The 26,026-nt window shown below is 45.4% G+C and carries 13 protein-coding genes; 3 read left to right on the top strand and 10 right to left on the bottom strand.

The features are described from left to right. Window positions 1-1,710 precede the first annotated feature (1,710 nt). The 3 genes from KUV50_RS13535 (at window position 1,711) to KUV50_RS13525 (ending at window position 4,593) form a co-directional block, all read left to right on the top strand. On the top strand, window positions 1,711-2,277 hold the full coding sequence (locus KUV50_RS13535; protein WP_222580707.1) for an RNA polymerase sigma factor: 567 nt from the start codon (window positions 1,711-1,713) through the stop codon (window positions 2,275-2,277). 15 nt (window positions 2,278-2,292) lie between these two features. Further along, window positions 2,293-2,520, top strand: coding sequence for a hypothetical protein (locus KUV50_RS13530; RefSeq protein WP_222580706.1), 228 nt, complete (start codon window positions 2,293-2,295; stop codon window positions 2,518-2,520). A 183-nt stretch (window positions 2,521-2,703) separates the two neighbouring features. Then, on the top strand, window positions 2,704-4,593 hold the full coding sequence (locus tag KUV50_RS13525; protein WP_222580705.1) for a sulfatase: 1,890 nt from the start codon (window positions 2,704-2,706) through the stop codon (window positions 4,591-4,593). Window positions 4,594-5,110: 517 nt separating this feature from the next. Here KUV50_RS13525 and KUV50_RS13520 read toward each other — a convergent pair. The 10 genes from KUV50_RS13520 to KUV50_RS13475 form a co-directional block, all read right to left on the bottom strand. Then, on the bottom strand, window positions 5,111-6,811 hold the full coding sequence (locus tag KUV50_RS13520) for a ribonucleoside-diphosphate reductase subunit alpha (protein ID WP_410000059.1): 1,701 nt from the start codon (window positions 6,809-6,811) through the stop codon (window positions 5,111-5,113). 95 nt (window positions 6,812-6,906) lie between these two features. Then, window positions 6,907-7,881: a ribonucleotide-diphosphate reductase subunit beta gene (locus KUV50_RS13515; protein ID WP_222580703.1), complete on the bottom strand. Its 975-nt coding sequence runs from the start codon at window positions 7,879-7,881 to the stop codon at window positions 6,907-6,909. Between the two features lie 1,274 nt (window positions 7,882-9,155). Beyond that, window positions 9,156-10,106, bottom strand: coding sequence for a hypothetical protein (locus KUV50_RS13510; protein WP_222580702.1), 951 nt, complete (start codon window positions 10,104-10,106; stop codon window positions 9,156-9,158). A gap of 229 nt (window positions 10,107-10,335) precedes the next feature. Next, window positions 10,336-12,828, bottom strand: a complete 2,493-nt coding sequence (locus KUV50_RS13505; protein ID WP_222580701.1) for a heavy metal translocating P-type ATPase — start codon at window positions 12,826-12,828, stop codon at window positions 10,336-10,338. Between the two features lie 505 nt (window positions 12,829-13,333). Continuing rightward, window positions 13,334-14,533: an efflux RND transporter periplasmic adaptor subunit gene (locus tag KUV50_RS13500; RefSeq protein WP_222580700.1), complete on the bottom strand. Its 1,200-nt coding sequence runs from the start codon at window positions 14,531-14,533 to the stop codon at window positions 13,334-13,336. A 12-nt stretch (window positions 14,534-14,545) separates the two neighbouring features. Further along, window positions 14,546-18,988: a CusA/CzcA family heavy metal efflux RND transporter gene (locus tag KUV50_RS13495; RefSeq protein WP_222580699.1), complete on the bottom strand. Its 4,443-nt coding sequence runs from the start codon at window positions 18,986-18,988 to the stop codon at window positions 14,546-14,548. A gap of 223 nt (window positions 18,989-19,211) precedes the next feature. Then, window positions 19,212-19,541: a DUF6660 family protein gene (locus KUV50_RS13490; RefSeq protein WP_222580698.1), complete on the bottom strand. Its 330-nt coding sequence runs from the start codon at window positions 19,539-19,541 to the stop codon at window positions 19,212-19,214. Window positions 19,542-19,654: 113 nt separating this feature from the next. Beyond that, window positions 19,655-21,313 carry a SusD/RagB family nutrient-binding outer membrane lipoprotein gene (locus KUV50_RS13485; RefSeq protein ID WP_222580697.1) on the bottom strand — a complete coding sequence of 553 codons (1,659 nt, stop codon included), beginning with the start codon at window positions 21,311-21,313 and terminating at the stop codon, window positions 19,655-19,657. Between the two features lie 11 nt (window positions 21,314-21,324). Further along, a complete protein-coding gene (locus KUV50_RS13480; protein ID WP_222580696.1) occupies window positions 21,325-24,915 on the bottom strand; it encodes a SusC/RagA family TonB-linked outer membrane protein in 3,591 nt (1,196 codons plus the stop codon). After that, entirely contained in the window at window positions 24,912-25,946 is a 1,035-nt protein-coding gene (locus tag KUV50_RS13475) for a FecR family protein (protein WP_222580695.1), read from the bottom strand. Before KUV50_RS13475 ends, KUV50_RS13480 begins: the two co-directional genes overlap by 4 nt. Window positions 25,947-26,026: the final 80 nt, after the last annotated feature.

Here is a 26,026-nt window from a genome sequence, read left to right as displayed (position 1 = left end):
AATGTGTGCACCTTACCAGACATCATAATTTCCTAAAAATATTTGGTAATTCTCTTTTCAACTTTGGCATGGCCCAAAGTTGAGCCTGCCCCCAATTTATTGGTGGGCAAAAATCTACCTGTCCCCAATTTATTGGCGGAGAAAAAATGAATGCTTACGCACTAGGCTGGCATCCGCCACGCCCACCAAGCTACCCGTCCAAAACGAGGACGTTTTGGTTCTTTCGTCAAATATCCACTGGACATTTGGCCTCGGCCTAGCCGAGACTTTACTCAGTCACCCACGCATTTTTTCGTTTGCTCGCCCGCCCAAAGCAATAAGACTCAGAGAAACCTATATTTTTTTTAGAAAACTTTATAAATCCTGACAGACCATGAAATCTCATCAATCTTATTCAGAACAATACACGAGTGGATGATATACTTTATATAATATTCTTTCAATCTTCGCCTTCACGAAAAGTAGAGCCTGCCCCCAACTTATTGGCAGTCAAAAATCAAGCTTGTCCCCAATTTATTGGTGGAGAAAAACGAACGTTTGCCCGCAATGCTTCACCCGCTCCAACGCGTTTTCCCATGCCAGCCCGCCACAAGCGACAGGGCTAGGGAAACCTATATTAATATTTCTAGAAAACAGTATAAATCCTGACAGATCATGAAATCTTATAAATCTTGTTCAGAAAAATACACGAGTGGATTATATACTTTAAATGATTTTCTTTTCCACTTTGTCATGAAACCCTTCTTCCACTTTGTCATTACACAAAGTGGAGTAAAAGTCTAGTCGAACATAACGCTTACCCGCTATGCTGCACCCGCACCCTCCATGTTCGACAATGCAGCCCGCTACAAAAGACACGTACCAAACACGCTTGAATAGCAATTGGATCATTATTGCATATCCATGCTTTTATTCTTTCCACAAAATAATAATCTTGACTTATCTTATGTCGTAGGCATCACAATGTGAAAATCTTATAATCCATATTCTAAAAATAAACCAGCTGTTAAAATGAAACAAAGATCGTTTATATACCTGAATTCGTGGCCCCTCTTGTAAGAGGGGTTTGGGGAGTTCATTCTTTCTCATACTTTGCCATAAAAGCCTTCTTCCACTTTGTCATGACACAAAGTGGAGTAAAAGTCTAGTCGAACATAACGCTTACCCGCTATGCTGCACCCGCACCCTCCATGTTCGACAATGCAGCCCGCTACAAAAGACACGTACCAAACACGCTTGAATAGCAATTGGATCATTATTGCATATCCATGCTTTTATTCTTTCCACAAAATAATAATCTTGACTTATCTTATGTCGTAGGCATCACAATGTGAAAATCTTATAATCCATATTCTAAAAATAAACCAGCTGTTAAAATGAAACAAAGATCGTTTATATACCTGAATTCGTGGCCCCTCTTGTAAGAGGGGTTTGGGGAGTTCATTCTTCTCATACTTTGCCTTGACGCAAAGCCCCCAATTTATTGGCGGGCAAAAGTTCCCCAACTTGTTGGTGAGAAATAATTTTCTTTGTGATCCTCTGTGAAAATCCTCCGTGACTCTCCGTGAAATAACCCTTTGCGTACGTCCGAGAAATCTTGCTATTATTTAGCGTAATAATCAGCTAGAAATCATCTGATGACGTAATATGTTTTATATCCATAAATGTTTTGTTAACTTTAACACCTCATCTGATTGATCGATCCGTCTTATGGCCTCAAAAAAGGAAAAATCCAATGAGCTCATTGTTGTGCTCAAACATATTGCAGAAGGGAAAGAAGAAGCTATCCGATCGTTCTACCTGGATCATTACAACCAGTTTATCAATTACGGACGAACCATCACCCAGGATCGCCATGCCGTAGAAGATGCCATTCAACAGCTGTTAATCTGGATCGTAGAAAATCCGCGCAAAGCTCGACGACTGGATCGACCCGATGTGTACTTTTTTCGCTCGCTCCGCAATAACCTCATCAAAGAACAAATGGCCTCCCGCAAAGATCTCCAGGATAAACTGCGCGAAACACTTTCCGAAATGATGATCACGAAAAGCGCGGAGAAAAAATGGATGGAAAATGAAGAGGAACAGGAAATCATCGATCGTTTGCAAAAAGAAATTCGCACCCTGCCCGATTACCTGCAGCAGACCCTGTACCTGCGTTTCTTTTCAAACCTCGAATACAAAGACATCAGCTCCATTATGGAAATCAAACCCAATGTGGCCCGGATTTATATCCATCGTGCGATTGAACGACTGCGGTCCACCTTGAAGTTGTAATACGTGTCGTCCCTAATGGGACTCCATATCCACTTCTACATTTTCCAGGGCCTCACGACCCTGGCTATGATCTTACGTCCGCAAACCGGACTATTGTGCAATCAACATAAACGCACTTCCTGGTTAGGAACAGAATCCGATTCGTGCCGAGTCCGATTGGAAGCACGGACTACAGCGAAAGTGAATTGGAACATAGCGATCTCCATGGGAGAAGGTTCATATTACATTAATGAAACACTGTAGCAAAAAATTTTATTCAATTTTGCCAAGAATAAATACACTCATTATATTTTAGACGATTGTGATATCCAATGGTTAAGTGGTATATTTAGACTGGCCTAGATCAATAAAACTATTTCGAGCTCAGCGGTGGTTTTAACCATAAAAAAGCACTTCTGAATTCGGACCAACAAACACTTCTAATCTATGAATATTGCTCCTTTTATTCTATTTCTGATTTGTCTGACCTTACCCTCTCTGCTCGGTCAACCGAAAAACGATCCGAAACACCCCGATCGTCCCAACATCGTCTGGATCACTTCCGAAGATAACTCCAAACACTATTTATCCCTGTTTGATAAAAATGGCGTGGCCACACCAAATATCACAGCCCTTGCCAAAGAAGGACTTCGGTATATCCACGCGTTCTCCAATGCCCCGGTGTGCAGTGTCGCCCGATCTACGATCATCACCGGTTGTTATGCACCTCGGATAGGTGCCCAGTTTCACCGTAAGATCCGGAAAGTACCGATGCATGAGGGCCTCAAAATGTTTCCCGAATACCTTCGAGAGGCCGGCTACTATACCTCTAACAACAGCAAAGAAGACTACAACCTCGAAAAATCATCGGACGTATGGGATGATTCCTCGAAAAGAGCCTCCTGGAAAAACCGCCGATCAGACCAACCCTTCTTCCATATGGTCAACATCGGAGTGACCCATGAAAGCAGTCTCCATTTCGACGCAGATGAAATGACTACCCAAGGAACTCACAAAGCACCCCGAGAGGTGTATGTCCAGCCCAACCACCCCAACACCGGGTTGTTTCGGTACACAAACGCAACCTACCGCGACCGCATACAGCAAATGGACCAGCGATTTGGGGACATCATAAAAGCGTTGGAGAAGGACGGACAGATGGACAATACCATTATCTTCTATTTTGGCGATCACGGTGGCGTGCTTCCCGGAAGCAAAGGCTATCTATATGAAACCGGACTGCACGTACCTCTGGTGATGTATGTACCGCCAAAGTACCGAGAAATACTAGGCGTGGAAGCAGGGACCGACGTCACTGGTTTTGTAAGTTTTATTGATCTGGCACCGACCGTGCTTGCATTGGCTGGAATCGAGGTACCCGAAGAGATGGACGGCAAACCTTTTCTGAGTTCCAAGGTGGATAGACTCGAAGTAAATCAACGGGATGAAACCTACAGTTATGCCGACCGGTTTGATGAAAAGTACGATATGGTGCGGGCAGTACGGAAAGGAAAGTACAAATACATTCGGAGCTTTCAGCCGTTCTATGTAGATGGGCTGATGAACAATTACCGGTATAAACAACTCGCCTACCAGGAATGGGACAGCCTTTACAGAGCAGGAACTCTAAATGATACCCAGTCCCGCTTTTTCGAAATGCGCCCGCCCGAAATGCTCTTCGATGTGGAGGCTGATCCGTATGAGACAAATAATCTGGCCGACAATCCAGAGTACCTTGATAAACTGGTTGAATTACGAAACATGCTCAATGACTGGCTGACCGGCATGCCCGACCTATCCTTTTACCCGGAATATGTCTTGATCAACGAGGCGTTTGACAATCCGGCCGCATATGGTCAGACCCAAAAAAAAGAAATTAATTCCTATTTACGCACGGGGAACCTCTGCTTACCGGGTCGTGCAAATGCTCAAAAAGAACTGACGCTTGCACTGCGCTCAGCAGATCCCTGGCAACGGTATTGGGGATTGGTCGCTGCGACCTCTATGGATAAAAAAGCCGACTTATCAGAATCGCTTATTGCCCAAATAATGCATTCAGATCCGGTTCCGATTATACAGGTTCAGGCAGCGTTGTATTTGGCACTGGAAAAAGGAGAAGATCCATCCTCCGTGATGACTCAGGCCTTATATGATGCTAAATATCCGGCCGAAGGGCTTCACATTTTAAATACTATTGTGCTGATGCGCGATTGGGCTGCCTACATCATGCCCGCAGGCGCTCCACCGGTGAAATTTGATATCCGGCTTGATAAAATCAACGCTGTAATCCGGGAGGAATCAGAAGTCCAACGGCGGTTGGATTATCTTGGCGTTTAGGCGTTTAGGCGTTTAGGCGAAATACCAATTGACATAGCTTCGAAACTATTTCATAGAATTATCTTCAACTTCAAATTCTGATCTCGGGCACAAGAATACCGGGAAAGAACAGTCTTTATCGCACATTTAAACCTAGGTACAACCAATAGGCACCAGAACGGAAATTAGCGATTAAAGAATGGGGCAGGTGAGAGGTTTCATTCGAACGAAACCTGTCTAAGTATCGTCCCCAGGGGACTCCATGTTGTAATAGATCCCTAACCAGGGTCTCGCGACCCTGGCTATGACCTCTCATCCGCAAACGGACTGTATTTTCCCCTTGCCAGGTCTCCTTCCATTACTCCATATTCAAACCAATAAAACAGTTCGTTGGATACTCCCCGAAACAATCCAAAGTGAGGACATTTTGGCCCCCTCACTTGTCGGACTTTATTCATTCATACCCCAACTCGTTGGCGAGGAAGAAGATTTCAGAGCAGAGTATGAGAAAATTTTACACCACAAAGTAAAAAATAATTCACGCCTCACAACTCTCACAACTCACCAGATTGGTCACCATTTCTTTGGATACACTCTGACTCCGCTGATAATAAAGACTTTTCACACCCAGTTTCCACGCTTCGATCATCAACTTATTGACCTCTTTGACCGGCAGATTGGAAGGGATATTCAGATTGAGGCTCTGGCCCTGATCGACATATTTTTGACGGATGGAAGCTTGCTGGATAATCTCCAGCTGGCTGATCTCCTTAAAAGTCTTAAAGACATTTTTTTCATGCTCGGACAGTCCAGGCAGATGCTGCACACTCCCATGATGAAGCATAATACTTCGCCAGGTTTCTTCGGTATCCAGTCCTTTTTCCGCCAACAGTTCTTTTAAGTATTTATTCTTTCGGATAAAGTTCCCTTTGGACAGACCTGCTTTGTAGTAATTACTACTAAATGGCTCAATACCGGGGGAAGTTTGACCGAGAATGGCCGAGGAAGATGTGGTTGGTGCAATCGCCATCAGCGTCGTGTTTCGACGACCATATCCTTTCAGGATAGAGGGTTCGCCATAGATCCAGGCCAGCTCTTTGGTCGCCTTTTCCGCTTTTTCGCTGATGTTTTTGAAAATCCGCGTCGTGTGCTGCTTCGCTTCCATGCTTTCAAACGGGATGTTATTTCGCTGCAAATACGAATGCCACCCCAACGCACCCAAACCGAGAGCCCGGTGGTTCTTGGCGAACTCGTTCGCACTTTTCAGATAATGATTGTCTTCTGTCTTTACGATAAATTCCTGCAGAACCGCATCGAGGAAAAAAGTCGCCAACTTCACGGCTTCGGTATCTTTCCATTCGTCGAACAACTCCACGTTCATGGAGGACAGGCAACAGATAAAAGATTCATCCTTGTTGGAGGGGAGCATAATTTCCGAACAGAGGTTGCTGCCGTAAATCCGACGTTGCTGATCTTTGTACACCTGCGGTTTGTTCCGATTGACATTGTCTGAAAAGAACACGTAAGGCAGTCCTTTTTGCTGCCGGCTTTGAAGCACTTTGGCCCATATTTCCCGCTTGGCCATGTCGCCATCGATCATATCCTGCATCCAGTAATCGGGTACGCAGACACCAAAGAACAGGTTTTGAATGGGATGGCCTATATCTTTGATGGATAAAAACTCTTCGATGTCCGCATGATCGATATCGAGATACGCCGCAAATGCCCCGCGACGAACGCCGCCTTGGGAAATGGTATCCATGGCTGTGTCAAACAACTTCATAAAACTAACGGCGCCACTGCTCTTTCCATTGTCCGTAACCGCACTTCCTCGTTCCCGCAAGGAGCCAAAATACGCCGAAGTCCCACCGCCGATCTTAGTCTGCATAATGACTTCGCCCAGTTTGTGCGTAATTCCTTCGATGTTATCCGGTACAAATACATTGAAACACGAAATCGGCAATCCTCTTTCTGTTCCCATATTCGCCCAGATGGGTGAACTCAAGCTCATCCATCCCCGTTCGATTAATTCCTGAAAAGCTGGTTTCAGCTCCGGCTTGTAGAGCCGTTGGGCTGCAGCCGTGGTGATCCGGTCTATGGCACCCTGAACCGTCTCCCCCTTTAAGAGATATCCTCTGTTCAGGATTTGTTCGCTTTCGGCATTGAGCCACCAAAGTTTTTCTTGGGTTTTAAATTCAGGTGTATCAAAAAGTTGTTCTTGAACAGGAGTATTGGTCATTGGTTGCTGATCGTTGGTCATTAAGTTAAGTTGTTGAGTCGTTAAGTTGTTGAGTTGCTGAGGTTGGACGCCATCAATCGCGTCCGTCCGGTGTTTTAAAAAAGGTCCAATGCGGAGATGCTTTTATCGTGCTTGGTGTATTCCACGGGTCGTTTGGCAAAAAAGTCATCCAGGCTGTTTGCAAAGACTTCTTCTTCAAACCAAACCATCGGTCGAATATCGTCCGGAGTCACATTAAACTGAGCGGGAATTCCAATTTTCTTCAGGCTGTCATCCGCCCGGAATTTCATAAAATTCACCAGATTGTCTTTATTGACCGTTTCTATTTCTCCCATTCCAAAAATCCAATCCAGGATACGTCCTTCCACCTCGATGGATTGGCGGACCATTTCTGTCACGCGCCATTCGGTCTCCTTGTCAAACATCTCCGGATACTCCTCCCGGATAATGTTGATCAGGTAAATCCCGGCATTGGCGTGAATCTGCTCATCCACGGAGGTCCATGCAATTATATTACTCACATTTTTCATTAAACCCTTGAATCGGGTAAAAGACAGGATAATGGCAAACTGACTGAACAAGCTCACATTTTCTATGAGGATGGAAAACATAATCAATGATAACGTATACGCCTTTTTATCCTGAGACTTCGCAGAGGATAACGCGGCCGATAAATAATCGATCCGTTCCCGGATGACGGGCACCTCGACCAATTTGATAAATTCATTGTTGTACCCCATTACTTCAACCAAGCGAGAATAAGCTTCCGAATGCCGAAATTCACATTCCGCAAAGGTAGCGCCCAGGCCATTCATTTCCGGCTTGGGAAAATGGTGGTAAATATCGCCCCAAAACGATTTTACCGCCACTTCGACTTGTGCAATGGCAAGCAAACTATTTTTGATGGCGTTTTGCTCGGCCACAGAAAGATGCGAGTGGAAGTCCTGTACATCGGCCGTAAAATCCACCTCCGAATGCACCCAAAACGATTTATTAATCGCCTCGGTAAACTGATAAATTTCGGGGTATTCAAAAGGTTTGTACTGGATACGTTTGTCAAAAATCCCCATATTTTATATTTTTATTTGATTAATCATTTAATTTTCAGACAAGTTTCGTCGAAGCGTGCACTATTCACTCAAAAATTTGCGCAATTGTCACGACGGACTGATAGTGAACCGACTACCGCTTTGTCAGCGCTGAGTCATCCGGTGTTGAGGAGGGAATATCTCCAGATAGCCGATTGCAAAGATCAAAAGATATAATAATTATTTATAATAAACTATTCCACACATTGTGGAAAAATAATTCTCGACCGTGACAAGAAATAACATATCTATAAATAAAAATATTTTTGAGTGTTCCGGCGCCACATCGGTCTGATTTATTTGGTCAGGAATCTCTTTTTAGCCATAAAATTCCCGGTCGACTTTTTGTGTATACTGACCATTATCCCGCCTTATTCACGGCCGTTGCGCCGACAAAAAGAAACGATGTGAAATTATGCGACATGGTTTGAATCTGATTTGAGATTCTGATGGCAAAATATATTTGGTCTGCGACCCGCAACCGGGTCGGTAAATCTGTGTATGCAAATGCTAATAAAATGGGACCGCTCTGAGGTCCTTCGCTCAACCTGACTACCGACATGTTGTGGTAAAAATATCATGATTTAACACCTTAGGCTGTTAGTTAAAACACCGAACGGGATTGACCCGTTTGCGGGTCACAGTTTATTAGTAAATGGGGTAAGAAAAGATTCGACCTCAGAGAGGTCGCAATGTTGGTTATTTTCGAGTGGTAAATAATATCGGTTTGGATTCAATCCAAAAAAAGTATCCATTCATCGCCGTTGCGCCGACAAAAAGAAACGATGTGAAATTATGCGACATGGTTTGAATCTGATTTGAGATTCTGATGGCAAAATATATTCGGTCTGCGACCCGTAACCGGGTCGGTAAATCTGTGTATGCAAATGCTAATAAAATGGGACCGCTCTGAGGTCCTTCGCTCAACCTGACTACCGACGTGTTATGATAAAATATCATGATTTAACACCTTAGCCCGCTTTATTCACCACGTCAATCTAGTATGATGCATAAAATGCAATGAATCAATTGCTTAATTCCCAAAATTGGGCATATTACATAGTCCAAATTTGGGCGACGTTTGACTTTTGCGGGTTATATCATTCAGTAATGAAATTCACATCGCTTCATCTCGACCCTTTCCACATGTAAAACTAAAAAGTGCAGATGCTATCTTCAGAAGTAAAAAATGCAATTCTTTATAAAAACCAATGGACACAAAGGGCTGAACCCACTGTTAATCATTCATCTTAGAACTACGGTTTGATTTCTTTCCAGTTGTGATAGGGGAACAAATGCTTCCCACCCAGTAATTTTTGCTCCACCCAACCCAATAGTTTGTACTTCATTTTTTCGTGCTTCATCAGTGGTCGCTGCGGCTGGTACCCTTTTTCGAAAGTAAGATCATCTCTCCAATGAAAGTCCTCCATCCATTCTTTCATCACGGCCGGGTGGGTTCCCTGGAAACGGGACATTTGGGTCATGTCTCCATAATCGTACTGCAGGGCTCGATCCGCATACATCTGATTCGCCGTAGCTTCCCCCCGGTGGATCGTTTCCAGCGATTTGGACTTTCGCTGCATCACCGCAGGGGGGCGTACCCAGCCATAGTGGTATACCATAGCATCGATGGATTCAACGGTTAGCTTTTCAGTACCTTCTTTCTTTTGATAGCTTTTTCCGTCAAAATCGGGGATTTTACGAAAAGACTGCGCCGTCCAGAAAGAATGAATTTCCGGAAGATTTCGGATAATGCGTATTTCCTTCTGATACCAGCCGTGTTGATGCGCATAGTGATTATAATCCCCGTAAAAATGCAGGTAATTCAATAAAAATCCTTCGATCCGATGGTCATCGAGCCGTTGTTCACATTTCTTCACGATGGTGTCCAGATCGTCTTCATGCAACACCTCATCGGCCTGCAGGTGAATTAACCAGTCTCCGGTGCAGGCTTCTTTCGCGATATCGGTCTGGTGGGGATTCTCGGTCCCGTTGGGAAATTCTTCCAAATCCCACACCGTGTCAATGATTTTAAGCTTATCCGAATTCAACGACAATAGTTCTTCACGCGTTCGGTCATCCGCATCGCCTTTTCCCAGAGCAAATACATATTCATCCACGATGGGTAAAATCGAAGCAATCGACTGCTTGACGGGATAGTACAATTTTGAGGCATTGCGCGCCATTCCAAAACCGGAGATCTTCATAAATTTCTGTTCAAATGATTTATGTGCAAAGATAAAGAAATCTATAGTCTCTGAATCTGGGCCCATATTCTTCGTCTGTTGGTTTGTCCACCTGGATATCAAAAATCGATCTTTGGATAGCTGCATTGAAAAACAGAGATGTTCAAAACTTCAAATCCAAACACCTGCCATTTTCCAGTCACCCTATAGCCATCTGGAATCTTAAATCGCAATAGAAGAGCTCCAGAGGCTAACGCTTATACGCCAACAACCGCAACGCATTGAACACCACCACTAAGGTAGATCCTTCATGCATCACGACTGCCGGTCCAATGGATGCCACTCCCGAAACAGTTAGTGGAATTAATAGTGCCACCATTCCCAGACTGATAAAAAGATTTTGTTTGATGATATTGTTCGCCTTCCTGCTCAGCCCTATTGCAAACGGCAGAACATCCAGCCGGTCAGCCATCAGGGCGATATCCGCCGTCTCAAGTGCCACATCACTACCTGCAGCCCCCATCGATATACCGACTGTACTGGTCGCCATAGCCGGGGCGTCATTCACGCCATCACCGATCATGGCAATCTTGTCTTCTTTCTCCCTCAGCTTTTTAATAGCGGCCACTTTTTCTTCCGGCAACAGACTTCCCCACGCTTCTGACATCCCTATTTCTTTGGCCACCGCATCGGCTACGTTTTGGTTGTCTCCGGTCAACATCACCATGCGTCGTATACCGATCTTTTTCAACGCCTCCAGTGTGCTTTTGGCGTCTTTCCTTGGGGTATCCATGAGCGCAATAATACCAATATACGCTTCATTTTTTCGGATCAACATCGTGGTATGACCACCCGATTCCAGATCTTTCACCTTTTCAGCTGCCTCAGCTGGGGGCGGAGGGCCTCCGACTTCATTATAAAGATCCAGGTTCCCCATGTACACCTGATCGTTGGCTAAGAAGGCTTTCACACCCCGTCCCTGGACTGCTTCCATATCCTGTGCCGCAGGGATGTCCATACCCCCCAGACGTTCTTCTCCATCCCGCACCACCGCTTTTGCCAGTGGATGTTCACTCAGACGCTCTACGGACACCGCCAATTTCAAAACTTCTTCTTCACTATGGCTGCCTAAGGCAATTAACTTAGTGAGTTTTGGCCTTCCCTCGGTCAGGGTTCCGGTTTTATCAAAAGCCATGGCCGTCAAATCACCCAAGTCTTCCAAAGGCCGACCGCCTTTAATCAAAACACCGCCCTGCGCGGCCCGGGCCACACCACTCAAAACGGCACTGGGTGTCGAAATCGCTAACGCACACGGACTGGCCGCCACCAATACTGCCATCGCCCGGTAAAAACTGTCACTGAATTCCTCATCGATGACCAGGAAAGCGCCGAGCAGGAGCACGACCAAGGCCAATACAGCGGGCACAAAATATTTTTCAAATTTATCTGTAAATCGCTGCGTCGGTGATTTTTGAGTTTGTGCTTCATGAACCAGTTTGACAAGCCGGGAAAGCGTAGAATCGCTCGCCTCATTAATCACTTTTACTTCCAGCAAATGATTGCCATTGATGGTACCCGAAAACACCCTGTGTTCTTCTTTGATGTCCTTTTCTGCCGACCAGTCTTTATCAGGATCTTTTACCGGCTCCTTATCCACCGGCACACTTTCTCCGGTGATCGGTGCCTGATTCACAGAACTGCTTCCTTTGATGATCACGCCATCGGCTGCAATTTTACTATTCGGCCGGACTACGATGACATCCCCCACCTTCAGGGCTTCAATATCGACTTCCGTCGTGCTTCCATTCTTTTTAAGCAGAGCCGTTTTTGGTGCTAAATCTGCCAGCGCGCTGATGGATTTCCGTGCTTTATTCATGGCATAATGCTCCAAGGCATGACCGAGACTAAATAGAAACAACAACAAGGCACCTTCTGCCCAGGCACCCAGAATTGCCGCACCTATTGCAGCGACCAACATGAGAAAATCAATATCAAATCCACCTTTTAAAATGGTGCCTAAACCCTCTTTAGCGGTGTAAAATCCACCAAAAAAGTAAGCTCCAATATACAGAGTCAAACTTACCCAGAAAGGTACCGCTTCGATAAAAGACAGGCCAAATCCAACACCAAGCAAAATCCCACTGAGAATAGAAAAGATCAGCTCTGTGTTTTTACCAAATATTCCGCCGTGGGAATGATCGTGACCTGCACCTTCATCATGATCCTGCTCTGAAACATCCTGATCTGTCTGACCGTCTCCGTTCGCCTGCTGTAGAAAACGCTCTGCGCTGACCTGAGAATCTGAAATATCCAATCCCTCCTCACGGATCGCCTGAAGTATTTCCGGCACAGTGATCTTCGTCTGATCAAATTCCAGACGAATCATTCCGGAGGCCGATACCGAAGCTTCCAACACCCCATGCTTATCTCGTAAGCTTTCCTCTATGTGACGGGCATGCCGGACATGACGGATCCCTTCCACCTCTATGAGTTTGTGACCAAATTTTTTGGTGATTTCAGCACCGGTTTGTTCAGCCAGCTTTTGAATCCGATCAATGGATATAACCTCGGGATCGTAATGAAAGCAAAGCTGGGGCACATTTTGATCGGTATTCGCATCCACATGGACCCGCTCCAGACCATTAATGCCTTCCAACTGTTGCATTAACTTGTCCACGCATTGATCCTTCTCATCAGGAACTTCAGGAAGAATAAGTGGTATCTGTATTTTCAACTTCTTCATTCGTTAACTTTTTCTATTTTTTGCGTTACAATGGCGTCGAATCTATTTACACGCTGATACGTATAGTGCTGAAGTTTATAACACAACTATTTCTGTGCCTTTGTTCAATCTCGACAATTTACAGACCGCAATCAGCTCCCCCTTGTTACCGCTCCGCCCGCCGAAAGTTCATCGGCCATTTTTGCAAATCACAAGATAACCATTTCTGATCTTCCCGAGCATCAACCTGCGCTTTTGAAGCGTACCTGACGGAACACTTCGCCTAATCCAATTGGTTTTTTCTACCTATGCTATGTCCCTAAAGGACAACTTACACAAAGATTCAGTGTCCAGCAAAGCAGCAATCAGCGTTTTTGCAGCATACGTGACGGCACGCATCACCTTAACCATATGTATTTTTTTACCTATGATATGTCTCTAAAGAACCATTTAGACGCAGAGTCGGTACCTAGCCAACCGAAATCCACGACCTTCTATCTACTACAAACTAAAGACTCCCCACTTCCTAATGACTGTGTGATGTCTCACTTTTCTTCATTTCTGAGATGAGGTAGTATGCATTGTTCCAGGCTACCTGCGCACCCTGTGGTATGGGCTCAAGTGGTTTGATTTCCACCCAACCTCCATCCGCAATTCCAGTTCGTACTTCGGTCATTTTAAAATACCATTCTGTTTCATCGTTCTTATTTCGTTCCTCTGCAATAAATATATACGAAGCCCCTTCCTCTTCGATGATGGCTTCTTCAGGCAAAGCGGTGACCCGCTCTGAGGTGGTTTGAATTTTCCCATTGATATACATTCCCGGAATCAGATTATCTTTTTTCTGTTTGATATCCGCATGAATATGGATCGCTTTGGGATTCTCCTCAAACTGACGCCCTACTGAATAGATTTCAGCCGTCAATTCCGATCCTGGTGCGGATTCCACGGTGAATGTAACGGTCTGCCCCGTATGAACTTTGGATACATCTTTTTCGAACACCATGAGATCGGCATGAATATGATCGGTATTCATGACCAAAAACATGGTCGTCTGTGGTTGGACATACTGTCCCATTTGTATCCGAACCTTTTCTACAAACCCGTTGATCGGACTCCGAACCGGAATCCGGTCATAGATCTCACCTTCTGCGATCTTCTCCGGATTCAAATGTAGCTGTCTGAGTTTTGTTTCGTACCCTTTGAGGTCGACCCGAAGCGTTTTCAGTTCGGATGCTGTTTGCTGGAAAGCTTGTCCAGCTCCCACATTGGCTTCATGGAGTCTCTTTTGTCGCTCATATTCCTGCTCCATAAATTCGAGTCGGCTGTGTGCGCGTTGGTAGTCCGTTTGAAGCGTTGTAAAATCCGGATGAGCGATGTAAGCCAGCGGCTGATTTTTTCGTACCCGATCGCCCTCGATCACCAGAATGTCCTTCACATTCCCACCCAGGATGGGCGTGATGGTAGCTTCATGTTGCGGCGGCACCTCAAGCTGACCATTGGCATAGACGATATCCGTCAGATTGCGCATGGGAAAGGTATCCACTTTGAATCCCAGAGTTTCAAATTTGTACTGCGAGAAGTGGACCTCCTGAAAACCGGAATGGTCTTCCGCCATAACCTCAGACGGATCAGCCGGTTTCACCTCTTTTTCGTCCATCAAATGGCAGGACATCGGCGAGCCGATAAAAAGCGCATAGATCAATATATAAATTGAGTTTTTCATATTTTATATTTTTTAATTGGTCGTTTGTAAATAATATTCCAGAAGATATTTACTCTCCAGCAGCTGTCCGAATGCATCCCAGGCATCGATTTCAATGCGAATGGCATCCCTGGTATTTTGTAAAAAAGTCACATAGTCGATAGCCCCTTCCTGGAATGCGATGGCTGCTCCTTCGCGTTGTTCCCGGGCCAACGGCAATGCTTCCGAAGTGTAGTAGTTCCAGGAATCCAGCCATTTCAAATACCTTTCCCGGGCGGATCGATACCGGGCATGGAGCTTCATCTGAACTTCCCGATAGTTTTCAACCGCCATTTGTTGTTCTACTTCCGCTTCCTTTATCCGTCCACGTTCCGGCTTGCTGAACAACGGGATGTCCACCCCGATTTCATAAGAATTATACCCCGATTTTCCATCGATGGATTGGCGGCTGTATTCCAGTTGAAATCTTGGAAGCAAAGCAGCTTTACGCGTTTCAACCCGAGCACTCACTACCTCGATGTCCTGCCGGGCTAGCGTGAGTGAGGGATGAGAAGCGAGGGTATCCCGGACTGGTAAACCAGTCTCTGTCAAATGGTTCCATAGCGGTGTTTTCACCGAAAAAAGAGTATCGGAATCAAACCATCCATTCAGTTGGTGCAGGCCGCTCAAATAATCCTGGTAGGCCTGTTCTTTCCGGATACGAATCTCATTGGCCTGGTTCGTCGTGGCCAGGTATGAAAGCCTGGACGACTCTTCCACTTCCAGCCGAATCCTGGCCGCCCTTTTAACGTCTTTAAAAAGCGAATCCATCCGGTGATAGACTTCGTATTTCTTCAGAGCAGTATAGACGGCTGCCCAATCCATCTTCACATTTCTTCGCAACTGCGATTTTGACAGATCAAGTTGGTCGCGTGCCTGTGTAATCCGTGCTTCGGCCAATTGTTTTTTCGGTTTAATTCCGAATAGGTCAATTTGCTTTTGTTTGATCCCAATCTGATTAAACGTACCCGGTGAACCTCGACCAGCACCATCCTGCCCGGTAAATATTTCGGTTCGTCCCAGATCCCACGCGGTGGATTTCAGTGCTTCTTCCTGATTGATACGAAGATGCCTGATCTTTATTTGTGGGTAGCTGACTACGGCTCGTTCTTGTGCCTCTTCCAGCGATAAGACCGGAAGAGTATCGGACATACTGGTTTGGGTGTGCGCCGTCCGGGGAAAGCTCCACAGTGTCGTAAGTATCCCCAAAATCACCAGGGTATTTAAGGATGGTTTCATACTTGACTTGCTTTTGTTTTTTTCACGTTGTCGCTCAATAAGAGCATACAATACCGGTAGAACCACCAGTGTTAAAAAGGTTGCGGTCAACATTCCACCGATGACTACGGTAGCCAGAGGGCGTTGCACTTCTGCGCCTGAGGTAGTGGAAAAAGCCATGGGCAAAAAGCCAAATATATCGGTCATAGCGGTTAGCATGATGGGCCGGATCCGTTCTTTTGTTCCAGTCAAAATTCGTACCCGGATGCTCGTCATACCTTCTGCTTTCAAACTGTTGAATCGATTCACCAGCACCAATCCGTTGAGGACGGCCACCCCAAAAAGAACGATAAACCCAACCCCCGCAGAAATACTAAATGGCATACCGCGAACCCAAAGCGCAAAGACCCCGCCTATAGCGGCCAGCGGAATTGCCATATAGATCATGACGCTTTGTGAAAAGGAGTGCAAGGCAAAATAGAGTAAGATAAATATAAGAGCCAATGCAATTGGCACGACGACAGAAAGTCGACTTTTTGCCCGCTGCAGATTTTCAAATTCTCCACCGTAAGTCATGTAATATCCGGGTGGAAGCTCCAGTTCTTCGTTCAGTCTCGACTGTATATCTTTGACGACAGATTCCACATCCCGGCCCCGGGTATTCACCCCGACATTGGTTCTCCGAAAGGTGTTGTCTCTGGAAATCTGCATGGGACCAGGCACATAACTGATCTCCGCTACTTCCTTAATGGGTATTTGTGTTCCGTTCTCCAGATCGATATACATATTTCGCAAATCATCAATATTCTTGCGATGGTTGGTATCAAAGCGAACGACCAGATCGAATCGTTTTTCTCCCTCAAAGATCACACCAGCCTGCCCTCCGGCGAATGCCGTGTTGATGTAGTCGTTGACTTTTGCAATATCCAGTCCGTATTGCGCCATTTTTTTGCGGTCATACTGTACCGTCATCTGCGGCAATCCGGACGTACGCTCGGCGCTGACATCCCCAACACCGGGAACAGTTCGAATGATTCCCGCCATTTCTTCTGCTTTTCGAGCAAGTATTTCCAAGTCATCACCGTACAACTTCACGGCAACATCTTCCCGGACCCCGGTCAATAATTCATTGAATCGAAGCTCGACGGGTTGACTAAATACCAGGTTCACACCCACCAATTCTTCATTTAGTTTGGACTTAATTTTTTCGATCAATTCGGCCTTGCTCGCCGCAGATGTCCATTTTGACTGGTCTTTCTCCAGGATAATAAACATATCGGAAATGTCCATAGGCATGGGGTCTGTGGGTATATCGGCCACCCCAATACGAGCTACAGCCGTTTTTACTTCCGGAAAATGCTGCAGTAACAACGACTCTATTTTTTTTGAAACTTCAATCGATTCTGTCAAACCGGAGCCGGGCCGAATCAAAGCCTGCATGGCTATATCACCTTCATCGAGCTGGGGAATAAACTCACCACCCAATCTGGAGAAAGTAAACAAAGCCGTACCCAGCAGAAGAATGGCTGCCAAGATGACCACTGCTTTAAACCGAAGCGCCCCCTTGATAAGAGGCTGATAAAACCATTGAACTCCATGAATAATTCGGTGACTGATCTTTTCCAATCCACGCTCCAGACTGCTGTACCACCGCTTTCCGGTTCGTAGAAAACGTGAGCTTGGAAGCGTAGGGCCAACGGGCTTCATAAACAATGCCGCCATCATAGGGACGTAAGTAAGACACAGCAATATGGCACCGATCATTGCAAACCCAAAAGTATAAGCCATGGGTTGAAACATCTTACCCTCGATCCCTGTGAGGAACAAAATCGGTGCAAAAACAATCAGGATAATAATTTGACCAAAAAAAGCAGACCCCATCATTGTACTTCCCGCCTCATAGGCCACCTGATCCATTTTGCCTTGATTAAAATTCTTCTGACCGTCCTTGATCCGTTTTTGGATTTCAAATACGGTGCCTTCGATGACAATCACCGCACCATCAATAATAATCCCAAAGTCAATAGCACCCAGGCTCATCAGATTAGCCCATACATTGAACTGCTTCATCATAATAAAGGCAAAGAGAAGCGAAAGCGGTATCGTGGTTGCTGTAATAATTCCGCCACGCAGACTACCCAATAAAAATACCAGCGCAAAAATGACGATCAGGGCTCCTTCCATCAGATTTTTCTTCACCGTACCGGTCGTCCGATCAATGAGGTCACTCCGATCCAGAAAAGGCTTGATCTCCAATCCTTCCGGCAAAGAAGTCTGGATAACCTTCATCCGTTGCTGCACATTTTGAATGACCTTGTTCGGGTTTGCATCTTTGAGCATAAGAACCATACCTCCGACAGCTTCCCGACCATCCTGTGTAAACGCCCCATATCGAACCTGGTTACCGTAGTGTACTTTTTCGGCAACATCACCGATCATGATGGGGAGTCCATTCGTCGTTTTTATCACAATCTGCCGGATGTCCTCCAGGGACCGAATCAGTCCTTCTCCACGGATGAAGTTGGCCATTTTATTGCGCTCTATGTAGGCACCGCCAGTATTCACATTATTGCGCTCCAATGCGGTGAATACCTCGGAAATGGTCACATTACTGGCATTCAACTTCTCGGGATTAACTGCAATTTCATATTGTTTTATGGCCCCGCCAAATGCATTCACCCCGACCACTCCGTCCACCAAGGTCAATTGACGGCGAACCACCCAATCCTGAATAGTTCGAAGTTCTGTGGTGGTGTAAGCGGTATCATATCCCGGCATGGGGGTTATCGTGTATTGATAGATTTCACCCAACCCTGTCGTGATCGGACCCATGGATGGATTTCCAAATTGCTCGGGAATTTTGTCCTGGACTTCACTGAGTTTTTCCTGGACCAGCTGTCGCGGCTTATAAATCCCCATGTCATCATCAAAGACGACGGTTACCACAGAGAGTCCAAATCGGGAAATGGAGCGGATCTCATTCACTCCGGGCAGATTGCCCATCGCCATTTCGACCGGGTAAGTGACGAATTGCTCGATGTCCTCCGTCGCCAGATTGGGTGAAACGGTCATAACTTGTACCTGGTTGTTCGTAATATCAGGAACGGACCCCAGGTTGATGGTCCGCATCGAGTAAATACCCACGCCAATTAGTGCGAGGGTGAATAGACCTATGATAAACTTGTTTCGTATAGAAAACGAAATAATGGTATTGATCATCGTAATTCTTATTGTTTTAAATGAGCGAAAAAGCTTCCGAAATCAATTTTGTGGTTTACCGGATGCTATAGACTTATTCTGGAAGTCAGCATGGGTAGTAATCCGGAAGATTATTGTAAGAATTGGCTTATACGATGTTGAATCAAAAGGGGTAGTTACATTGGTTCGACAAGAACGGAGTACCTGTATCTAAAATCCAAACTATAGTCTATAAGCCTGATGATCAGACTTGGGGAGGAACAAAGAAATCGAAGTATTCGAAGTCTTTAAATTGGTTTAAATGTGAAAGGTCAAGGGAAAGGTCATCCAACAATGCATTGTTCTGAATGATGTCGGTCAGGGTTACATGAATGTGGCAACAATGACAGGTACACAGCGGGCTACACTCATCCATTGTACCGGAAGTGGTGGTGTGATCGTGGTCCGCGTCATGATCCATAGCCATGATCACTTCAATGTTTTCAACAGAACAGGACACAGGTTGTGCGTCTGTGCATGTAATCAATGCAAGGCTCATGATGTAAACGGCCAGAATGAATGGAAACCATTTCATAGGTGACAAAGGTAGGCAATAGGATGGAAACAGAAAAATACGAGCTTATCCTTCTGCAAGGAATCAAACCATTTCCACCGATTAATCCCGTCTACAGCCTGTAAATTTTCGTCTTACCAGGGACTCCCGGTCCCTTGAAGCAGCCACATCCTGGAGTAATTGTGATCCTTACTTTGTCCGACAGGTACGTATTCCGTCGATTCCAGTTTATCAACGGCCGTTTTGTAATTGACCAGGTAGTTTGGATCCAAATTAGGCGACGGATAGATGTAACGAATGGGCAAAGCCTCCCCAAATTGCGTAATCTCTCCAGGCACCAATGCCGGCAATCCAGTTCGTCTCCAATCAAACCAGGACTCCGGACGCAACCAGGAACCGGTCCATTTCTGAGTCAAAATCTTTTCAAGCTGATTATCCCCTGCGTTAAAATCTACAGCAGCGTTACTGTAATACTGATCGAAGTCAAAACCCACGGCATCTCTAAATACAGCCCATTCTTCCATAGAAGATTTTATACCTTCTATATAATAGGACTCAGCATCGCCGGTCACGCCCATATCACCTCTCAGAATCGCTTCAGCCAGAAGGAAATTCACCTCACTGAACGTCATAAGTTTCATCTTAACCAGCTCTTCCGAATTTTGCCGATAGCGGCTGTGCAAAAAGGAGATGTGCGGATTGTGCTCCGGATTGTACGGATCAGCATCATCACCAATATTGTAACTAATGGCATCAATCGTAGCCAATCCGATGGGCAACCCAACGTACAACTCTGTATTAAGCTCTTCGGAGGATGCGGGCATATAAGTTACTTCATAGTTTTCTCCATACATATTGGTAACGGTTTTCACTGTCGGTGCATCTACGGAGGCATCCCATTTTCGTTCTACAGGCAACACCCACCGGTCCAGCCGGGGATCGTTCGTTTCCAGCAGCCACTGCACAAATGGGGCTCCGGGCTTGATCGCAAAATTGGGATTGGAAGAGTTAATGGGACCACCCGGGGCCGCATTACTGGCCGTCGCTCCGACATAGTCCAGCACTGCATTGTCTCCGTTATCCACCATGGTATACGCACTGGCCGCTTTAAATTCATTGGCGATATCCATTTCACTCATTGATTCTTTCTTATTGTACACCCGCATGGCATAGCGCATACGAAGCGCATTGGCAAATTTTCGCCACCGGTCCGGATTTCCGTTAAAATACAAGTCGGATTGAGGGCTGATGGCATGTTTGGTGACATCAATGTCCGCCAATAACGCATCGGCCGCTTTAAGATCTTTTAGAACACCCAAATACACCGATTTTTGATCATCGTATTGTGGGAAAAACACTTCGTCACTGGCACTCAGGCTTTGTGAATAAGGGATATCTCCATACAGGTCGGTCAGGGTACCATATATAAAAGACTTCATCACCAAAGACACGCCCTGAAAGAAGGGATGATCCACCTTCAGCGCATTATCATATATGATTTTATTGTTCCTCAAAATATTATAATACCCTCCCCACGAATTGGCACTCCAACCATAAAAATTGGGACCGGTATTATTAAACTGTGTTCCGCGTTGTGTATACTGCATAGCTCCAGAAATCTCGTTGCCATACTGCCCCAGCCCTTCATACAGTTTGGCAGATTCAGAAAGGACATAGGTCAATACGAAATTCGAGGAAACTTTTTCAGGATTGTTTGGACTGGTGTTCACCTCTTCGAAGTCTTCGCAGGCCCAAAAAATCAATGGTAGCAATAAAAGATATAAATATTTCATGTTCTGTTTCTTTAAAATTCAATATTTAGTTTAAATCCGAGTGACCGTGTCCAGGGTGCGATATTATAATATTCATAGCCCTGTACCCATTGGCTTCCACTCAATTTAAAAGCACGCTCGGGATCAATATCAATACCTGCAGCTACCCACTGAAAGACATTATTCCCCACCACGGACAGCGACAACCCCTGCAGCTTAAGCCGACTTATCATGTTTTTTTCGAAAGAATAGGTCAATGACAACTCTCGCAGTTTGACATAGGTCGCGTCATAGATGTTTCTTGAAGGAAATTCTCTAACGTCGTACCGATGGGCAGTATAAGGATTCACCCATTTTGTGTCCGGACCACCAAGATTTTCGATGTAGACTACATTCCCTTCTGCATCGGTTCCCTGTCTTACTCCAGCATTGAAACTGGCATCATGACCACTTGGTTTGTTGCCCGGCCATTCGAATCCACCATATTCCGCATTCCTCCCACCAATCCATTGTCCGAAGTAGAAATCAGGATTTTCTAATATTTGCTCTTCGATACCACGATTTTTATCATACGGTGCACCAGAAAGAGAAGCCTCTGTTTGTCCGTTGTTCGCCATAAACATCAAAGACTCCGAGTAAAATTCTCCGCCCTGACGCCATTCGATATTGGCATACAGCGAGAAGTTCTTAAATGACAGAGTCGGCTGAATCCCCAGTACAAAATCATGGTTGTAATTACCAATTTTCACAAGATTATTCGGATCGCTATCACTTTGGTATCGCCCCGATCCGGTCAGTAATGGAAAGCCATAATATTCAGAACTCTGATCCTTGACAGTAAGCAGAGGCTCCTCAAAAATATCTCCTAAAGTTCCGCCTATATAGGTACGGAATTTAGCTCCCTGCACTTCTCCAAAATTAAAATATTCAATACCCTCGGCTAATTCGACGATTTTGGTCCGGTTTCGTGTGAGCGAGAAACCCATATCCCAGGTAAAAGACTCTGTCTGGATCGGAGTCAGATTTAACCCCACTTCAAATCCAGTACTTTCGATCAAACCAGCATTGATTAATTTGCTGGTCGCTCCGGATTCAACTGGCAGGCCAATATGCAAAATCTGGTTTTCATTTTGTACCCGGTAGGCGGTGGCTTCCAGTCCGACCCGACTGTTGAACAGCCGCAAATCAAACCCGACTTCTGTGGAGGTTGCTATTTCCGGCTTGAGGTTGGCATTTCGCAAGGTCCCTCCCATGTACAATCTTTTGTTCTCTCCCCAATCCGCGGCCACAGAGAAATATTGTGCCAACTGGTAAGGACCTACATCATTTCCAACTTGGGCGTACCCACCTCGGAGTTTTAGTAAAGTCACCCAATTGGGCATGGGAAGCATTTCTGATACCAGGGCACTCAATGAGGCCGACGGGTAGAAAAATGAATTATTATCCGATGGGAGCGTGCTGGACCAATCGTTTCGCGCAGTTAATTCCAGATAGATCATGTCCCGGTACCCCAGCGAAGCCATACCGTAGGCTCCATAGAGGTACTTTTCATAAATCTGGCTCTGATATGTCACCGTGCCCGGCACTCCGTTGGAGATGGTGTAAAGCTGAGGAATAACCATTTCTTCAGCATTGTTCTGAATTCGACGTGTGAATTGATCCAACCGATTAAAACCGGCCAATGCATTGAAATTGAAATCATCGTTGAGTTGCTTCTCAAAGGAAAGGATGACGTCCATGTTGTTTTCCTTTCGATTCGTTGACAACAGATTGTACCCCCCATTGAACAATCCATAGGTGCTGAACGCTTTTTTAGATTCGTTCTCCTGCGTATAACCGTCCCGGGTATACCGGGCCATAATACTTAAATCAGGCGTCAAATCGTAATCCAGCTGAAACTTGGATACCACGCGATCACGGGTAAATCCAATGGTATTTTCATACGCCAGGAACCAGGCGTTATTTTGTTTGTACTTGTATTTTCGTTGTTGAATTCCTTCGAGTCCAGGCTCCCAGTAATCTCTCAAATCCATGATGTTAATGTTGGCCCCCATCTCATACAAACTTCGTACGGGGGAATCCCGCCCGCCATCGATATTGGGTCGGCTACCAGAACCAGAACCTGTTATTCCCATATTGGCTGTCACCCGAAATCGATCATTGACCCGATATTGTGAGTTCAGATTGAAGCTCGTCCGATTGTAGTCCGTGTTTGGTACTATGCCTCCACTATTGACGTTACCAAAGGACAATCTAAAGTTTCCTTTGTCATAGTTTCCATCGATCGCCACGTTGTTTGTGAAATTGGTCCCCGTTTGAAAGAAATCTTTAAAACGGTTCGGATAGGACACAAGGGGTACAGCAACGCCATCGCTGTTCCACTGTACATATTTATCCCCCACATCCATCATAGGGCCCCAATTCTCGTTTTGACCTTCTTCCAGAACATGGGTTCCAGTCTTTCCGGAAGCAAATTTGGTCTGTACATCTACATAGTTATAGGGTTGATCCCATACGTAAGAAGTATTGTAAGATACGCCGAGCCCCTTGTCTCTTCCGGCCCCGGACTTGGTCGTGATCAACACGACTCCGTTGCCGGCGCGTGAACCGTAAAGTGCAGCAGCACTTGCTCCTTTTAGTATGGAAATATTAGCAATGTCACTTTGATTAATGTCTGAAATCGGGTTTCCCATGTCCGCCCCCTTGTAGATATTATTCAGGTAATTGTTGACCGGAACTCCATCAATGACAAAAAGGGGTTGATTATCATTGTTTAGCGAAGTGGTACCTCGGATCACAATGTTCATCGAAGCCCCGGGCAAGCCATCCATTTGTGAAATCTGGACACCCGATACTTTTCCCGACAGGACACTCAGGAAGTTCCCCTGAGTTGTTTCATTCATATCTTTTCCATCCACCTTCCCGACCGAATACCCCAAAGATCGCTCAGCCCGTTTAATTCCCAATGCAGTCACCACGACTTCGTCCAGGGTCTGCGCATCCGCAAACAAAACGACGGTCCCCAGATTACCTGCACCCGCCGCGACTTCCTGGGTCTGATACCCAATGTATGAAAAGACCAAGATGGCATCTTCCGCCAGACCAGTCAGTTCAAACTTTCCATCAAAATCGGTGGACGTCCCTTTCGCAGCACCTTTCACTTGCACATTAACTCCAATCAATGGCTCTCCTTCCTCATCGGTCACCATACCTGTGGCAGTAACAAGAACTTCGGGTTTCTCCGATAATAATACCTCCGTTACTAAAGCAGGAATCTTTACTTCACGGATTTCTCCTTGTTCCAATACATAGTTCGTCCCTCCGATCTTACGAAATTGCAATCCAGTCTTATCCAACAAGGCACCAAGGGCCTCATCAGCAGTCTGATCATGGTCAATGCGATGCGATATAATTTTATCAGACACCAGTGAAGATTGGGTCAAAATATGAATATCGTACCGATCCTCCAGTTCACGAAGAACTACAGTCAAAGGTTTGGCATCACTGATGGTACTCACTCTGTTGGCAGTATTACTGACATAAGCCAATTCCTCCTGCGAATGCAAGCCCGAACCAAACAACAAGCCGATCATCAAGGTAAAAAGGTAATTAATTCTCATCATTCATTCGTTTTTGTCTTTTTAAAATCCCATTTCTTTTCACTGATTTTGACCGATTCCAATCCAAGGGCTAACGCCACAACCTGGATCGCCACTTGCGGGTCCTCCAGACTCACCGAGCCAGTCAAAGATGAATCCAGATACTGCTCTGGAAGTTGAATTTGATAATTGTAGTTTCGCTTCATCCACCGGACCACTTCTCCTGCTGATCGATTTTCCAGAGAAAGTTCATTTTGAGTCCATGAATTGTATTCGATCGCGTCGATTTCTTCGACGGTATGGGTTTTATGTATATTATGAAATTTCGTCTTTTCACCCGGTCTCATCAGCAGCCCGTCCTTATGTGCACTGGCGTTACTGCCTGCCAGCCATTTAATCTTTCCCTCTTCCAATACAATTGTAGTCCATATACTGTCGGACCCCACGCTAAAAACGGTTCCCAACACGGCAACCGTGAGATCCGGTGTATTCACCACAAAGGGCAACCGTCCTTTGTCCCCTTCTCTGGTTTTGACATTAAAATGCGCCTCCCCATCCAACGTTACCACTCTTTCACCAGATAAATCCTTCTGAAAGTAATGCAACAGGGAATTTCCGTTTAGTACAACGACCGATGAATCCGGCAAGACAACTTCTTTCTTTTTTCCAGGCGCTGTTGATACAGTCATTTCAATCTCAGGTCCACCTGAGCCCATTGGGTTCCATATATATACCGACACCAGCACAGCAACCAGCGCTGCCGCATAAGGCAGCCAGCGCTGTACTTGCCATCCTGACTTTTGGGGTATATCGGTCTGTTTTTGTGCTTTGTTCTCAAGATTTAGAAATGATCGCTCGATCTCATCGCTGGTCACTTCGATTTTTTGGACCGGCAAACCCCGGACAATGGCCACAGCATCTTGAAAAACCTCCTGATCCAGGGGATGTTCTTCCTGCCATTTTGTCCAATAATTCTGATGTTGACCGTCATGGATCCATTCCCGAAAACGAGGATCCATTAAAAGCTGATCAAGTATTTTTTCTTGCTGATTCATTGGTATACTACTAAAACTGATTACATAAGGAATACACAAGCCTGTTTATACTCACTTATGAAAAAAAATTTTGAAATTAT

The organism is Membranihabitans marinus, assembly GCF_019802045.1.
In the GTDB taxonomy this organism is placed as follows: domain Bacteria; phylum Bacteroidota; class Bacteroidia; order Chitinophagales; family Saprospiraceae; genus Membranihabitans; species Membranihabitans marinus_A.
The sequence above is the reverse complement of the archived record's forward strand: the minus strand, read 5'-3'. Positions and strand labels throughout refer to the sequence as shown.

Coding starts and splice junctions, on each gene's coding strand:
- KUV50_RS13535 (WP_222580707.1), top strand. CDS start 1,711: ATGGCCTCAAAAAAGGAAAAATCCAATGAGCTCATTGTTGTGCTCAAA.
- KUV50_RS13530 (WP_222580706.1), top strand. CDS start 2,293: ATGGGACTCCATATCCACTTCTACATTTTCCAGGGCCTCACGACCCTG.
- KUV50_RS13525 (WP_222580705.1), top strand. CDS start 2,704: ATGAATATTGCTCCTTTTATTCTATTTCTGATTTGTCTGACCTTACCC.
- KUV50_RS13520 (WP_410000059.1), bottom strand. CDS start 6,811: ATGACCAATACTCCTGTTCAAGAACAACTTTTTGATACACCTGAATTT.
- KUV50_RS13515 (WP_222580703.1), bottom strand. CDS start 7,881: ATGGGGATTTTTGACAAACGTATCCAGTACAAACCTTTTGAATACCCC.
- KUV50_RS13510 (WP_222580702.1), bottom strand. CDS start 10,106: ATGAAGATCTCCGGTTTTGGAATGGCGCGCAATGCCTCAAAATTGTAC.
- KUV50_RS13505 (WP_222580701.1), bottom strand. CDS start 12,828: ATGAAGAAGTTGAAAATACAGATACCACTTATTCTTCCTGAAGTTCCT.
- KUV50_RS13500 (WP_222580700.1), bottom strand. CDS start 14,533: ATGAAAAACTCAATTTATATATTGATCTATGCGCTTTTTATCGGCTCG.
- KUV50_RS13495 (WP_222580699.1), bottom strand. CDS start 18,988: ATGATCAATACCATTATTTCGTTTTCTATACGAAACAAGTTTATCATA.
- KUV50_RS13490 (WP_222580698.1), bottom strand. CDS start 19,541: ATGAAATGGTTTCCATTCATTCTGGCCGTTTACATCATGAGCCTTGCA.
- KUV50_RS13485 (WP_222580697.1), bottom strand. CDS start 21,313: ATGAAATATTTATATCTTTTATTGCTACCATTGATTTTTTGGGCCTGC.
- KUV50_RS13480 (WP_222580696.1), bottom strand. CDS start 24,915: ATGATGAGAATTAATTACCTTTTTACCTTGATGATCGGCTTGTTGTTT.
- KUV50_RS13475 (WP_222580695.1), bottom strand. CDS start 25,946: ATGAATCAGCAAGAAAAAATACTTGATCAGCTTTTAATGGATCCTCGT.